This is a genomic window from Streptomyces sp. NPDC054796 (genome assembly GCF_053611545.1).
The window spans coordinates 20,223-34,331 of sequence record NZ_JBSHAO010000053.1 but is presented as its reverse complement, the minus strand read 5'-3'; the positions used below and the strand labels follow the sequence as shown (position 1 = coordinate 34,331).

The following is a 14,109-nucleotide window of genomic DNA, read 5'->3' as shown; positions in this document are numbered from 1 at the left end:
CTCAGCGAACTCTGAACTCAGACCTCGAGCAGCTCCGACTCCTTGTGCTTGAGCAGCTCGTCGATCTGCGCCACGTACTTGGACGTGGTGTCATCGAGTTCCTTCTCCGCGCGACGGCCCTCGTCCTCGCCGACGTCGCCGTCCTTGATGGCCTTGTCGATGGTCTCCTTGGCCTTGCGGCGGACACTGCGGACGGAGATCTTCGCGTCCTCGCCCTTGCTCTTCGCGACCTTGATGAACTCCTTGCGGCGCTCCTCGGTCAGCTCGGGGAACGTCACCCGGATGAGGTGGCCGTCGTTCGACGGGTTGACGCCCAGGTCGGAGTCGCGGATCGCCTGCTCGATGTTGCGCAGCGCGCTCTTGTCGAACGGCGTCACCACCGCCATGCGCGGCTCCGGCACCGAGAACGACGCCAGTTGGTTGATGGGAGTCAGCGTGCCGTAGTACTCCGCCACGATCTTGTTGAACATCGCCGGGTGCGCACGCCCTGTACGAATCGCGGCGAAGTCCTCCTTGGCGACGACGACCGCCTTCTCCATCTTCTCCTCGGCTTCGAGGAGGGTCTCTTCGATCACCACGTGCTCCTGGTTCGATGAATGAGCGTTGCGAATAGCCCTGATGCCTGCACGGTGTCCGACCGGCAGGCGGTTGTCCATCCCCGTGCCGTGCCCTTCCGCAGGCACGGTGTTGCCGAACGCGCCGAACGTGCCGGACCGTCAGCGGCGGTCCCTCAGCGACGAACCGTCAGTACCGGACCGTCAGTGGCGGGTGCCCTGGTTGCTCACCAAGGTGCCGATCTTCTCACCCTTCACCGCGCGAGCGATATTGCCCTCGGCGAGCAGTTCGAAGACCAGGATGGGCAGTTTGTTGTCGCGGCAGAGCGTAATGGCCGTGGCGTCGGCGACCTTGAGGTCCCTCGTGATGACCTCGCCGTACTCCAGGGCGTCGAACTTCACCGCGTCGGCGTTCTTCGCCGGGTCGGAGTCGTAGACCCCGTCCACGCCGTTCTTGCCCATCAGCAGCGCCTCGGCCTCGATCTCCAGGGCGCGCTGCGCGGCGGTGGTGTCGGTGGAGAAGTACGGCATGCCCATGCCCGCGCCGAAGATGACGACGCGTCCCTTCTCCAGGTGCCGTACGGCGCGCAGCGGGATGTACGGCTCCGCGACCTGCCCCATGGTGATGGCGGTCTGGACGCGGGAGTCGATGCCCTCCTTCTCCAGGAAGTCCTGGAGGGCGAGGCAGTTCATGACCGTGCCGAGCATGCCCATGTAGTCGGAGCGCGCCCGGTCCATGCCGCGCTGCTGAAGCTCCGCGCCGCGGAAGAAGTTGCCGCCGCCGATGACGACGGCGATCTCCGCGCCGTCGCGGACGACCGAGGCGATCTCACGGGCGACCTTGTGCACGACGTCGGGATCGACACCGAGGCCCCCGCCCCCGGCGAACGCCTCGCCGGACAGCTTCAGCAGAAACCGTCGCCTTCCGCCGCGGCCGACGCCGACGCCGTCCTTGTCGGTTTCGGTGTCCTTGCTCATGAGTTCTCCTCGTGCATCGTGCACAGACGAAGGAGGCCATTGCCGTCGGATCCCCGCAGGTTCCCTCTCCGGCAATGGCCTCCTCGTCACAACTGCCCTGTGCCCGACCTTATCGGGCGCGTACCGCGTCCCGCGGCACGACCTGCTCGCCGTGCGTGCGCGGGGCGGCGTGCGACGTACGTGGTCGTACGGTCGTACGGGGTGTACGGGGTGTCGTCAGGCGCCGACGCGGAAGCGGGCGAAGCCCTTCAGCGTGACACCGGCCTCGTCCAGGATCTTCTGGACGGACTTCTTGTTGTCCTTGGCGAAGGGCTGGTCCAGGAGGGCGTTCTCCTTGAAGAAGCCCGTGACCCGGCCCTCGACGATCTTCGGCAGCGCCTGCTCCGGCTTGCCCTCCTCGCGGGCGGTCTCCTCGGCGATACGGCGCTCGTTCTCGACCGTCTCGGCGGGGATGTCCTCGCGGGAGAGGAACTTCGGGGAGAAGGCCGCGATGTGCTGCGCGACGTCCTTCGCGATCTCGGCGTTCTCCTTGTCCAGCTCGACGAGGACGCCGACCTGCGGGGGCAGGTCCGGGCTGGTGCGGTGCAGGTACGAGCCGACGTAGCCACCGGAGAACTGCGCGAAGCGGTCGAGAACGATCTTCTCGCCGAGGGTGGCGTTGGCCTCGTCGACGAACGCCTGGACCGTCTTGCCGGGCTCGATCTCGGAGGAGCGGAGGGCCTCGATGTCGGCCGGGGAGGTCGCGGCGACGTGCGCGGCGATGGCCTCGGCGGCGGCGACGAACTTGTCGCCCTTGGCGACGAAGTCGGTCTCGCACTTCAGCTCGACGAGCACGCCGGAGGTGTTGTCGTCGGCGATGAGGGCCACGACCGCGCCGTTCTCGGCGGTACGGCTCTCGCGCTTGGCGACGCCCTTCTGGCCCTTGACGCGGAGGATCTCGACAGCCTTGTCGACGCTGCCCTCGGCCTCGTCCAGCGCCTTCTTGCAGTCCATCATGCCGGCACCGGTGAGCTCACGGAGCTTCTTGACGTCGGCGGCGGTGTAGTTCGCCATGGTCTGTGAATCTCTTCTCGAAAAGTCGATGAGGATGGTCGGTCTGCTCGGAGTGCGGCGGGGCCGGGCAGATCGGGAGCGGGTCCCAGGTGCTCCACGGTGATACGGCGGGGACTGATCGCCCCCGCCGTATCACCTGTCACGCATCAGCGTGGAAGCAGCTCGCCTGCGGTGAGTCAGCCCTGCTCGGCGGACTTCTCGTCGGCCTGCTCGGCGTCGGCGGCCTTCTCGGTCTCGGGCGAGGACTGCACCTCGGCCTCGGCCTCGGGCTGCGCGGCCTCGGCTGCGGGGGCCTCGGCCGCCGCGGGCTTCTCGGCGTCCTCGGGCTTCTCCGCCTTCTCGCCCTCCAGCAGCTCGCGCTCCCACTCGGCCAGCGGCTCGGCGGGCTTCTCGCCGCCCTTGGCGGCCTCGGCGGCACCGGAGCGGGCGATGAGGCCCTCGGCGACGGCGTCGGCGATCACGCGGGTCAGCAGCGTGACGGAGCGGATCGCGTCGTCGTTGCCCGGGATCTTGTAGTCGACCTCGTCGGGGTCGCAGTTGGTGTCGAGGATCGCGACCACCGGGATGTTGAGCTTGCGCGCCTCACCGACGGCGATGTGCTCCTTCTTGGTGTCCACGATCCAGACGGCGCTGGGCACCTTCTGCATCTCGCGGATACCGCCGAGGGTCTTCTCCAGCTTCGCCTTCTCGCGGGAGAGGACGAGCAGCTCCTTCTTGGTGAGGCCGGAGGCGGCCACATCCTCGAAGTCGATCTGCTCAAGCTCCTTCAGGCGCTGAAGGCGCTTGTAGACGGTCGAGAAGTTGGTCAGCATGCCGCCGAGCCAGCGCTGGTTCACGTAGGGCATGCCCACGCGGGTGGCCTGCTCGGCGATGGCCTCCTGGGCCTGCTTCTTCGTGCCGACGAACATGATGGAGCCGCCGTGGGCGACGGTCTCCTTGACGAACTCGTAGGCGCGGTCGATGTACGACAGCGACTGGAGCAGGTCGATGATGTAAATGCCGTTGCGCTCGGTGAAGATGAAGCGCTTCATCTTCGGGTTCCAGCGGCGGGTCTGGTGCCCGAAGTGGACGCCGCTCTCCAGCAGCTCCCGCATCGTGACGACGGCCATGGCCGTTCTCCTTGAGGTACTCGGTTGTCGTCAGCGACGGCCCGGTCGGCCGCCGCTTGCCTGACGCCCCTGACGCGCAATGCCGGGGAAATGCCTGGTGAAGGGCCTTCCCGAGGACCGAGATGCGCGGCCACCGGGTGAGGGTGGCGGGGCGTGCGAAGTCAGCCCGGTCACCCGGGCCGCACTCAGCAGTGTACGGGACCGCGGAAGTGTGCCGCGCCCCCACGGCAGGCCACCCCCGGACGCGGGGGTGTGCGTGCCGTGTGACGAGTCTGTGCAGATCGCCTCCGACGGGCTTCCCGCGGATCCCCCGCGCGGAGTCCGCCCGTCCCCCCTCACGGGTGACGGCGTTGTCCACATGCGCCCGGTCGTCCACGGAAATTCTCCATGATCCCTGCCGTCGGCAGGGACGCGGGACGGTCTGCCCATGAGCCCGCCCACGCACCTGCCCATGAAGCTGTTCACGCATCTGCCCCTGCGCCCGTCCAGGAGCGGCGGGCGGCTGACGCCCCGTGCGGAGCGCGCCGCGCCGAGGCCGCGCCACGCACGTCCCGCGCTGATCACGCCCGTGATCACCCTCACGCTGTGCCTCCTGGCGGCTGCGGCACTCTTCGCGCGGGTTCCGCCTTCGCGGGCGGAGGCCGGGAAGGTCACGGAGGCCGCCCCAGTGGCCGCCAGGGAGGCCAGGCCGGACAGGGGTGACCGGGCATGGCCGGTCGAGGGCGCTCACGGGGCGCTGCGGCCGGTGGTCGTCCGGGGCTGGGAGCCGCCTCCCGAACCGTGGGCGGCCGGTCATCGCGGGGTGGACCTGGCCGCACGCTCCGGCCAAGCGGTCCGCGCCGCCGCACCCGGCAAGGTCGTCTTCGCGGGCAACGTGGCGGGCAGAGGCGTGATCTCGGTCCAGCTCACGGGCTCGGGCAGCCCGCCCCTCCGCACCACCTATGAACCCGTGCGCCCGTCAGCGCGCAAGGGCGACCGCGTGCGTGCGGGCGAAGCGGTCGGCAGGCTGGCCCCCGGCCCGTTCCACTGCGAGGAGGGCTGCCTCCACTGGGGCCTCCTGCGCGGCGACCGCTACCTCGACCCCCTCAGCCTGCTGCCGTACGCCCTGCTGAGGGGAGGCGCCGCACGCCTCCTCCCCGTGTTCGGGGTTCCCCTGCCCCCGTCGCGAGGCTCTGGGCGAGGGACGCCGCCGCTGGAACCGGGGCCGGCCCACGCCTCGGCGGCGGGGCGGACGGGAGGGGGCCACGCCGCGTCGGCGGTGCCCCTGGCAGCCTCGGCAGCAGCGCTGTGCAGGACGGCGCTGTGGGCGCACGCACGCCTCGTACGGGGATGCGGGATGCGTGGCGCGGGGGCGGGAACACGCGTCGCGGGGGCCAGACCCCGGCCACGGGCCGGAACCCCCACAGCCGCAGAGGACACCCGGGCATCGGCCGGGCAGGAGGGACAGGACGGGCAGGACGGGAAGGTCAGCCGCGGACGCCCCGGAGGGCCATCGACACGGCGGCCTCCGTGATCTGCGCGGGATCCTCCGCGGCTCCCAGCTCGATGCGTCGCACCGCGGCATCCACCACGCCCTGCAACAGCATCGCGGCCAGCCGGGGCTGCTCGTGCCCGAGGGCGCCGAGGGCCTCGACGACCATGGCGATCAACCCGCCGTGCGCGGCGCGGATCTTCTCCCGCGCTCCCGCGTCCAGCTCTCCCGCGGAGATGGCGACGACGGCGCGGTGCCGACGGTCGCCGACGAGGGCGAGCTGTCGTCTCACATACGCCTCGATCTGGGCCTCCGGCGTCCCCGCGGCGGCCATCGCGGCCTCGACCTCGGCCGCCCAGACCGGGAAGTCGACCGCACACAGTTCCTCGACGACGGCCGCCCGGGAGCGGAAGTACTCGTAGACGGAGGAGCGCGCGAGACCCGTGCGCTGGGCGAGGGCGGGGAAGGTCAACGCCTCCGTACCTCCTTCGGACAGCAGCGAGCGGGCAGCGTCCAGCAGAGCCGCGCGCTGCATGGTGCGGTGCTCGGCCACAGAGGCCGCTCGAATCCTGGGCACCCCCCTACCTTACGGAGGGCAGTACCGATTCAGCGACCCACGTCGGCAAGCTTGGCGCGCAATTGCAGGACGGACTTGGTGTGGATCTGGCTCACCCGGCTCTCGGTAACCCCGAGAACCTGGCCGATTTCCGCCAGTGTGAGTCCTTCGTAGTAGTAGAGCGTGACCACCGTTTTCTCCCGCTCCGGAAGGGTGTTGATCGCGCGGGCCAGCAGCCTGCGCAGCTCGCGGTCCTCGGCGACCTCGACCGGGTTGTCGGCGGCCGTGTCCTCCAGGGTGTCCATCAGGCTGAGCCGGTCGCCGCCCTCGCCGCCCGCGTGGAGGAGTTCCTCCAGGGCGACGACGTTGGCCAGTGACAACTGGCTGAAAACGCCGTGCAGTTCCTCCAGCGGAATGTCCATCTCCGCCGCGACCTCTGCCTCGGAGGGACTGCGTCGCAGGCTGGCCTCCAGCGTCGCGTACGCGCGCTCGACCGCGCGGGCCTTCTGCCGCACGGACCTGGGGATCCAGTCCAGGGCGCGCAGCTCGTCGATCATGGCGCCGCGGATCCTGGTGATCGCGTACGTCTCGAACTTGATGGAGCGGCCGGGGTCGAACTTCTCGATCGCGTCGATCAGCCCGAAGACGCCGGAGGACACGAAGTCCGCCTGTTCCACATTGGGCGGCAGCCCCACGCTGACGCGCCCCGCGACGTACTTCACCAGCGGCGAGTAGTGCAGGATCAACTGCTCCCGCAGCTTGTCGTCACCCGTGGTCTTGTACGCCCGCCACAGCTTGTCCAGCGCGGTGGGAGCAGCACTGGACACGGCGTCATCGACTGCGGTCGGTGCCGCGCCAGGGACGGTGCGGTCAGACCCGGAGATGTGCTGGGGCATTCGTCGCCTTGTGTCATTTCTGCCGAGGAGGGCGTTAAGTGGAGAAGTCGTGATCGTGTGTCACTTTCAGACTCGATGTGAGCGTAGCGTGACTAAGCCGTCGCAGTGCGCGATGCGCGTTCGGCCTGGCATGCGCAGATACGTTCCGCTGCCCGCACGCCGGTGTGACGAGCACGCCAGCACCCACCACAGGCGTTCGGGGTATGGGGCGGGCGGGCAAACGCATGCGTATCACCTTTTCACTCGATATCCACTGGTCAAGCACCCGCTTATCACTCGTTGGTGTTCCCGTCCCTCCTCCGCGCCAACTGCCAGCCCTCGCCGGTGCGTTCGACGAAGCCCAGGGCGCGCAGCTCGTGGAGGCGTACGAGGGTGACCTCGCCCGCCACGCCCGCCGCCCGGGCCAGGGTGAGGGGGTCGCTGGCGCCCCGCGCGGGCATCGCCTCCAGCACGCGTGCGGCCTCCTGGGGCAGGGCGTCCCGTGGCAGATCGGCTCCGCGCCGCGCGGGGGCCAGCTCCCCCATGTCCCCGACGAGTTCGATCACTTCCGGCGCATCGGTGACCACGAAGCTCTCCTCCTCCCGGAGAAGTCCGTGCACCCCCTCGGACAGCGACGAGGTGACCGGCCCCGGCGTCCCCATCACCAGCCGCCCCATGCGCCGCGCCGACCGCGCCGTCACCAGCGCACCGCTGCGCAGCGCCGCCTCGACGACGACGGTGCCCCGGGTCAGGGCGGCGATCACCCTGTTCCGCAGCACGAAACGGCTCCGTGTCGGGTGATCGCCCGGCGGCAACTCCGCGAGGAGCAGGCCCTCTTCCCCGATGCGCCGGATCAGCGCCCCGTGCCCGGGCGGATACGCCACATCGATCCCGCAGGCCAGCACGCACGCCGTCGGCCCGCCCCCGGCCAGCGCGCCCCGGTGTGCGGCGCCGTCGATCCCGTACGCGCCACCCGACACCACCGTCCACCCGCGCCCCGCCAGTCCGGAGCCCAGCACAGCGGCGACATGCGCGCCGTAGTCCGTGCAGGCCCTGGATCCCACCACCGCGACCGACCGCAGCGCCCAGAACCGCAGCGAGGGCTCGCCGCGCACCCATATCCCGAACGGGCGGGCGTCGGCCAGATCGTCGAGCTGCGCCGGCCACTCCGCGTCCCCGGGGCACACAAAACGCCCCCCGACGGCCCGCGCCCTCTCCAGATCGGCTTCGGGCTGCCCCTCGTCCGTACGCCTGGCCCGTATCCGCAGCCCCGACCAGCGCCGCTCGCTCGCCCCGTCCAGCGGCGCACCCTCGCCGGTCAGCGCGTCCACGACCTCCCGCGCGCCGTAGGTCCGCAGCCAGCCCCCCACCAGTTCGTCACCCGGTTCCGCGATCCGCGTCAGCGCGGCACGGGCGAGCCTGTCCCCCTCGTCGTGACCGGTCATACGGGGCTCCCTGCCCGTGGGGCGCCACGGTGGATGCCCGTGCGCAGTTCCAGCGCCCAGTTGACGTCCTGCTCCGTCGGGCGGTCGTGGCCCGCGAGATCGGCCACCGTCCAGGCCACGCGCAGCACCCGGTCCAGGCCGCGCGCGGTCAGGAGTCCGCGCTCCATGTCCTCCTCCGCGTGACCGAGCGCACCCGGCACGACGGGCCAGCGGGTGCGCAGCTCATGCCCTGGCACCTCGCTGTTGGTCGTCCAGGGCGTCTGCGCGTAACGCGCGGCGGCCCGCTCCCGCGCGGCCAGGACGCGCTCCGCGACGACGGCCGTGGACTCCGCCGTGCCCTCGTGGGAGACCAGCTCAGCGCGGGAGAGGGGCGCGACCTGGATGCGCAGATCGACGCGGTCCATCAGCGGCCCGGACAGCCTCGCGCGATAACGCCGGACGGAGGCGGGCCCGCACTCGCATCCTTCGTCCCGTATGCCGTGCCGCCCGCAGGGACAGGGGTTCGCCGCGAGGACCAGCAGGAACCGTGCCGGCATCCGCAGCATTCCGGCCGCCCTGGCCACGACGACGTGCCCGGACTCCAGGGGCTGGCGCATCGCGTCGAGCACACGCACACTGCATTCGGCCGCCTCGTCCAGGAACAGCACTCCGTGGTGCGCCAGCGAGACCGCGCCGGGATGCGGCAGTCCGCTGCCACCTCCGACGAGCGCCGCCATCGTCGCCGAGTGGTGCGGCGCGCAGTACGGCGGCCTGGCCACGAGCGGCTGCCCCGGAGGCAGCAGCCCGGCCACCGAGTGGACCGCGGTGACCTCCAGCGACTCCTTCGAGCTGAGCGGTGGCAGCAGCCCGGGCAGGCGCTCGGCCAGCATCGTCTTGCCCGCCCCCGGCGGCCCCTTGAAGAAGATGTGGTGCCGCCCCGCCGCCGCGACCTCCAGGGCCCGCCTGGCCTCGGACTGACCGGCCACGTCCCGCATGTCCATCAGATGCTCCCCGCGCCCCATGCCCAGACCGGCCGCGGGCACGGAGAGCCCCGCGACGAACGGGTCCGGACGCCCCTCCTCCACCGGGGTGTCCTCCTCCGGCACCGGCTCGTCGGTGAGCAGCGCGATGAGCTGCCGGAGGCTGCGGACGCCCAGCACGGTGACGTCCGGAACCAGGGAAGCCTCGGCGGCCGCCGCCTCGGGCACGACGACACGGCGATATCCCGCGTCCGCCGCCGCCAGCACGGCGGGGAGGACGCCCCGGACGGGGCGCACCATGCCGTCGAGCCCCAGCTCGCCGATCATCATCAGATCGGCGATGGAGCGCGGATCGATCCGCTCGGCCGCGGCGAGGACGGCGCAGGCGACGGCGATGTCGAACCCGCTGCCGCTCTTGGGCACGGAGGCGGGACTGAGCCCCACGGTCAGCTTCTTCTGCGGCCACTCGCCGCCCGAGTTGACCACCGCGGCCCGCACCCGGTCCCTGCTCTCGGTCAGACTCTTGTCCGGCAGCCCCACCAGCGTGAACGTGGCGACCCCCGGCTCCAGATCCGCCTGGACCTCGACGGGGACGCCCTCCACACCGACGAGCGCCACCGAGCACGTGCGCGCGAACCCCATCTCAGGCCACCCCCTTCGCGTGCTGCACCAGCGGCGCCCCGCGGTCGGGAAGCAGCACCCCGACGAGATCGATCCGGACCCCGCCACGCGGCGGAGCGCCGTACCGCGCGACCCACCGCTCGCTCAGCCAGCGCGAGGCGAGCCGCCGCAGCCGGGCGGCCTTGGCCGGGGTGAGCGCGGCCATCGGATGTTCGTACGTCCCGTGCCGACGGGCACGGCGGGTCTTGACCTCACAGATCACCAGGGCGTCCGCGTCCCGGGCGACGATGTCCACCTCGCCCTCGACGCAGCGCCAGTTGCGCTCCAGAACGGCCATTCCTGTCTCACGCAGCCGCCTGGCTGCCAGATCCTCGCCGTAACGGCCGAGTGCTCCACGGGCGCTCATGCGCACCACCTCCGTCACTGACTGTGACGGAGGTGGAGGCGTCCCAGGGATCATGAAGGTTTTCCGGGGACAACCCGGCGACTGTGGAAAACGCCCTCACCGTTGTGGGTGAGAGCGACGGCGGGACGGGCGGCTCGGCGCGCGGCTCAGCCGTTGAAGCCGGAGTCCTCCGGAAGATCGAGATCGCTCTTGTTCAGCTCCTCGATATTCACGTCCTTGAACGTGAGCACGCGGACCTGCTTCACGAACCGCGCCGGCCTGTACATGTCCCAGACCCACGCGTCGGCCATCGAGACCTCGAAGAACACCTCACCCTGTACCGAATGCACCTGCATCTCGTAGTCGTTGGTGAGATAGAAACGCCGCTCCGTCTCGATCACGTACTTGAACAGACCGACGACGTCCCGATACTCCCGGTAGAGCTTCAGCTCCATCTCGGTCTCGTACTTTTCGAGGTCCTCGGCGCTCATGGCATGTTCCCCTTCAGCCGTGCGTCCCCCCATTGTGCGTCAGCCCCGACCGCCTCGTCCGGCCCGCCGCGCGATCGGCCCGTACGCGGCTCCGGCCAGGATCAGCACAGCCCCCGCGACGATCGCGACCGCGACCGGCCGGAGCGGGCCCTGTTCCGAGATTCCGCCGGGCATGGCGGCGAAGCCTCCGGGCCGCGCCAGCATCCCGAACCCCTCCATGGGCCATGCCACGGCGTCGACCCGCGCGTTCACATCCGCACGGGCCACGGCACCGTGGTCCCCGTCCTGGAGGTGGACCCGCGAGTCCACGGAGTCGATCCGGTGGTCCCCCAGGAGGAACAGCTTGCCCTGCGGGACCGTCGTCTCCTTGAAGGGCGACTGGCTGTCCGGGCCCTGGTCCTTCAGATAGGACTCGTCGACGGACTCGCCGTTCACCGTCAGCCTGCCCTGCTTGTCGCAGCAGGCGACCTTGTCGCCCCCGACGCCGACGACCCGCTTGACCATCGGCACGTCGCCCCACACGGAGTCCTGGAAGACCACGACGTCCCCGCGCCGTACCTCGTCGCCGTCGATGCGCTCCGCCAGCACACGGTCACCGGCCTTGACCGTCGGGTCCATGGAATCCGTCGGCACGGTGTACGGCTGGTACAGCACGGCGCCCCAGACGAAGCCGCCGAGGAAGAGCACACAGCCAAGGGCCACCGCCAGCCCGGACAGCGCGTTTCCCACACGGCCACCCTGGCTGGCGGCGGTACGTCCTGGCTTGCCCATACGTGCACACTCCCGGGTGGCTGCGTCGGCCTCAGAAGATCCCTGCTGAGAAGTCTGGCCGCACCCTACCCGGGCGTATGAACGGGAGTCAGCCCGTGATCGACAACCGGTTCCTCAGTCCCGGACCGAGCCCGGAGCGCCGGCCTCCGCACCCGTCCGACTCTCCTGACGCGTCAGACGCCTGCGCCGCCACAGCACCAGCGGCAGGGCCCCGGCCACGCCCAGCGCGGCCGGTGCGGTGGCCGCGGCCTTGGCCGCCAGGCCCTTCTGCTCGAAGGTGTCCGGCACCGGCAGCGTCGACCAGCGGGTGACCGGCCAGGCCACGACGATCGCGCGGCCGACGACCTCCTCCTCGGGAACCGTGCCACCGCCTGCCAGGTCCTGGTGGTAGCGCGAATCGAGGGAGTCCTGACGGTGGTCGCCCATCACCCACAGCTTGCCCTGGGGGATCTTGATGGGGCCGAAGGGGCGGTCGCCGCACGGGGTGTTGCCCGGGAAGAGGTAGGAGTCCTCCTTGAGCGCCTTGCCGTTGACCTTGACCGGGCCGCTCTCCTTGCACTCCACCGTGTCTCCGCCGACGGCGATGACACGCTTGATCAGGTCCTTCTCCTCGGCGGAGGGCATCAGTCCGATGAAGCTGAGCCCCTCCTGGACGGCACCGCCGATCCCGCTGGGCTGCGCCATGGGCGACTCGTTGAGCCAGCCGCCCGGGTCGTGGAAGACGACGACCTCGCCGCGCTCGGGCTTGGACCCGAACCACGGCGTCAGCTTGTCGACCAGCACTCGGTCGCCCTGCTGCAACGTGTCCTGCATCGAGTTCGAGGGGATCGAGAACGCCTGCACCAGGAACGTCTTGATCAGCAGGGCGAGCACCAGGGCGATGAGGATCAGCAGCGGCAGCTCCTTCCAGAAGGAGCGCGACTTGGCAGAACCGGCGCGCTTGGCCTTGCCTCCGCCGGGCCCGAAACCGCTGCCGGGGCCATGGCCCGAGCCGCCGTCGTGTCCCTCGCCGTCACCGTCGCCGGGTCCGGCTCCGGGTCCGGGCCCTGCCCCGGGTCCGACGGGGCGGTCGGCCGCGGCCTCGCCGTACTCGCCGCCGCCCTGGGGGGCCTCACTCGCACCCGAACTCACGCTGTCGCCACTGCCTCTCTCCGCGGTCGGCGCCGAACCGTGCGCCACAGTCTGTTCGGGTACGTCGGGTGCGTCAGGACGCCGGTCCTCCGGGTCTCCGTCGCCGGAACCGGACCGAGCGCCGACCGCCAAGTCCCCCACAATCACTCCTTACACCGCGCTGCCGCCTGCCCGAGACCCGGTACAGGCCCACCACTCCCATAACGAGCGGGAGTTCCGCAGGAATCGGGAGTTGCGTCACTCGATTGTCGCCAATGGCCGACGCCGAGTCCGCCGCGCCACGCGCGTCAGGTACCGAAGCATAGGTCTCCGGTTCCTCCAGGCGACGCCAGTGGTCGAACGGCCAGGCGATCACGACCGCGCGGCCCAGCACCAGGTCCTCGGGAATCGTGCCCTTGCCCGGGTCTCTCAGGTGATAGCGGGAGTCCGCCGAGTTGGCGCGGTGATCGCCCATCACGAACACCTTGCCGACGGGGACCGTCACATCGAAGTCCATCTCGGACGGCTTGTTGCCGGGGTGCAGATACGGCTCGTCGAGCGGGGTGCCGTTGACGGTGACCCGGCCGTCCTTGTCACAGCACTTGACCCTGTCGCCGCCGACCCCGACGACGCGCTTGATCAGATCCTGTTCGTCGTCGGAGGGCAACAGGCCGATGAAGGTCAGGAACTCCTTGACCTGCTTGACCCCGATGGGGTCGTCGCCCGTCGGCTTCTTCTCGCCCTCGAGCCAGCCGCCCGGGTCCTTGAAGACGACCACGTCACCGCGCTCGGGCTTCGACCCGAACCAGGGCGTCAGCTTGTCGACGAGCACCCTGTCGCCGATCTTGATCGTCTGCTCCATCGACCCGGAGGGGATGACGAACGCCTGCACCAGGAACGTCTTGAGCACCAGGGCGATGAGCAGCGCGACGACGATGAGGATGGGTATCTCTTTGGTCGCCGACAGCCTTCTGCGCCGCTTGATGCGCTTCGCCGCCCTGCGCCTGTCCGCCCGGCCCTCACCGGGCCCCCGCAGCGGCTCCAGACGCCCGGTGGCCGCCTCCGGAGCGTCCTCCGCGTCCTCGGCGCCGGGCCCCGCGTGCGCGTCCCCGTGCGGAGGCGCCAGGGGGCCTGGCGGGCGCGGTACCTGCGTGCCCAGGCGCATCGTCTCGCCGCCCACGCCGGCCGGTGGCCACGCGGCGGTCCGCCCGCCGGGGTCCGCGCCCCCTCCGGCCCCGTTCACATAGCCGTTCGCATGGCCGTTTCCGGGCCCCTGCCCGGTCCCGGCGGCACCAGCGCCGTACCCGTTCCCCGACCCGTACCCGTTGCCCGTGTAGTCGAAGGGCTCGCTGTACTCGTACGCACCCGTGGGGCCGTAGCCGCTCCCGTTGGCGCCGCCCTGGGGGTAACCGGGCTGGGGCGGGCGGCCGTTGAGGGGCGCGTCGCCCCCGGCGTAACCGTTCCCGTGGCCGTTGCCGTAGCCGTTGCCGTAGCCGTTGCTGCTGCCGTAACCGTTGCTGTTGCCGTAACCGTTACCGCTGTTTCCGCCGATGTGACGGCCGCCGGGGTCACCGTCTCCGTGGCCGTGGTCGTCGTACTCGTCGTAATCGCTGTCATCGTCGCTCGGCACGCCGTACGCGTACCGGCGTCCGCGCCCCGGGGGCCGCCCGCCGCCTCCGGGCCAGTCCTGGGAACCGGCGCCCTGCCCGTACCCCGGGCCCGGACCCGGGC

At 70.7% G+C, this 14,109-nt stretch carries 14 protein-coding genes; 1 reads left to right on the top strand and 13 read right to left on the bottom strand.

Going from position 1 to position 14,109, the window contains the following annotated elements; translation table 11 throughout:
• Nucleotides 1-17: 17 nt before the first annotated feature.
• From frr to rpsB, 4 genes are all read right to left on the bottom strand, one after another.
• Entirely contained in the window at nt 18-575 is a 558-nt protein-coding gene (gene frr / locus ACWGJ2_RS32240) for a ribosome recycling factor (RefSeq protein WP_453349845.1), read from the bottom strand.
• 183 nt (nt 576-758) lie between these two features.
• Nucleotides 759-1,532: a UMP kinase gene (gene pyrH / locus ACWGJ2_RS32235; RefSeq protein WP_453349844.1), complete on the bottom strand. Its 774-nt coding sequence runs from the start codon at nt 1,530-1,532 to the stop codon at nt 759-761.
• Between the two features lie 216 nt (nt 1,533-1,748).
• Nucleotides 1,749-2,585 (bottom strand): translation elongation factor Ts, encoded by an 837-nt coding sequence (tsf, locus tag ACWGJ2_RS32230; RefSeq protein WP_453349843.1) that lies wholly within the window; start codon nt 2,583-2,585, stop codon nt 1,749-1,751.
• Between the two features lie 176 nt (nt 2,586-2,761).
• Nucleotides 2,762-3,694 carry a 30S ribosomal protein S2 gene (gene rpsB, locus ACWGJ2_RS32225; RefSeq protein ID WP_453349842.1) on the bottom strand — a complete coding sequence of 311 codons (933 nt, stop codon included), beginning with the start codon at nt 3,692-3,694 and terminating at the stop codon, nt 2,762-2,764.
• A 427-nt stretch (nt 3,695-4,121) separates the two neighbouring features.
• Here rpsB and ACWGJ2_RS32220 point away from each other — a divergent pair, with 427 nt between their 5' ends.
• Nucleotides 4,122-5,207 carry a murein hydrolase activator EnvC family protein gene (locus ACWGJ2_RS32220; protein WP_453349841.1) on the top strand — a complete coding sequence of 362 codons (1,086 nt, stop codon included), beginning with the start codon at nt 4,122-4,124 and terminating at the stop codon, nt 5,205-5,207.
• Here the strand turns inward: ACWGJ2_RS32220 and ACWGJ2_RS32215 are convergent.
• The 9 genes from ACWGJ2_RS32215 to lepB (ACWGJ2_RS32175) form a co-directional block, all read right to left on the bottom strand.
• Nucleotides 5,161-5,700, bottom strand: a complete 540-nt coding sequence (locus ACWGJ2_RS32215; protein ID WP_453349859.1) for a TetR/AcrR family transcriptional regulator — start codon at nt 5,698-5,700, stop codon at nt 5,161-5,163. The two genes, ACWGJ2_RS32220 and ACWGJ2_RS32215, sit on opposite strands and share 47 nt — an antisense overlap.
• A gap of 71 nt (nt 5,701-5,771) precedes the next feature.
• A complete protein-coding gene (whiG, locus tag ACWGJ2_RS32210; protein WP_453349840.1) occupies nt 5,772-6,617 on the bottom strand; it encodes an RNA polymerase sigma factor WhiG in 846 nt (281 codons plus the stop codon).
• A gap of 272 nt (nt 6,618-6,889) precedes the next feature.
• Nucleotides 6,890-8,041 (bottom strand): DNA-processing protein DprA, encoded by a 1,152-nt coding sequence (dprA, locus tag ACWGJ2_RS32205; protein WP_453349839.1) that lies wholly within the window; start codon nt 8,039-8,041, stop codon nt 6,890-6,892.
• Nucleotides 8,038-9,642 (bottom strand): YifB family Mg chelatase-like AAA ATPase, encoded by a 1,605-nt coding sequence (locus ACWGJ2_RS32200; RefSeq protein WP_453349838.1) that lies wholly within the window; start codon nt 9,640-9,642, stop codon nt 8,038-8,040. The genes dprA and ACWGJ2_RS32200 overlap by 4 nt, the downstream gene beginning before the upstream one ends.
• A 1-nt stretch (nt 9,643) precedes the next feature.
• The gene (locus ACWGJ2_RS32195) at nt 9,644-10,027 is read right to left on the bottom strand and encodes a YraN family protein (protein ID WP_453349837.1); all 384 of its coding nucleotides are present in this window, start codon (nt 10,025-10,027) and stop codon (nt 9,644-9,646) included.
• Between the two features lie 146 nt (nt 10,028-10,173).
• Nucleotides 10,174-10,497, bottom strand: coding sequence for a DUF2469 domain-containing protein (locus ACWGJ2_RS32190; protein ID WP_453349836.1), 324 nt, complete (start codon nt 10,495-10,497; stop codon nt 10,174-10,176).
• Nucleotides 10,498-10,536: 39 nt separating this feature from the next.
• On the bottom strand, nt 10,537-11,268 hold the full coding sequence (gene lepB / locus ACWGJ2_RS32185) for a signal peptidase I (protein ID WP_453349835.1): 732 nt from the start codon (nt 11,266-11,268) through the stop codon (nt 10,537-10,539).
• Nucleotides 11,269-11,382: 114 nt separating this feature from the next.
• Nucleotides 11,383-12,531 carry a signal peptidase I gene (lepB, locus tag ACWGJ2_RS32180; RefSeq protein ID WP_453349858.1) on the bottom strand — a complete coding sequence of 383 codons (1,149 nt, stop codon included), beginning with the start codon at nt 12,529-12,531 and terminating at the stop codon, nt 11,383-11,385.
• Nucleotides 12,473-14,008, bottom strand: a complete 1,536-nt coding sequence (lepB, locus tag ACWGJ2_RS32175; protein WP_453349834.1) for a signal peptidase I — start codon at nt 14,006-14,008, stop codon at nt 12,473-12,475. The genes lepB (ACWGJ2_RS32180) and lepB (ACWGJ2_RS32175) overlap by 59 nt, the downstream gene beginning before the upstream one ends.
• Nucleotides 14,009-14,109: the final 101 nt, after the last annotated feature.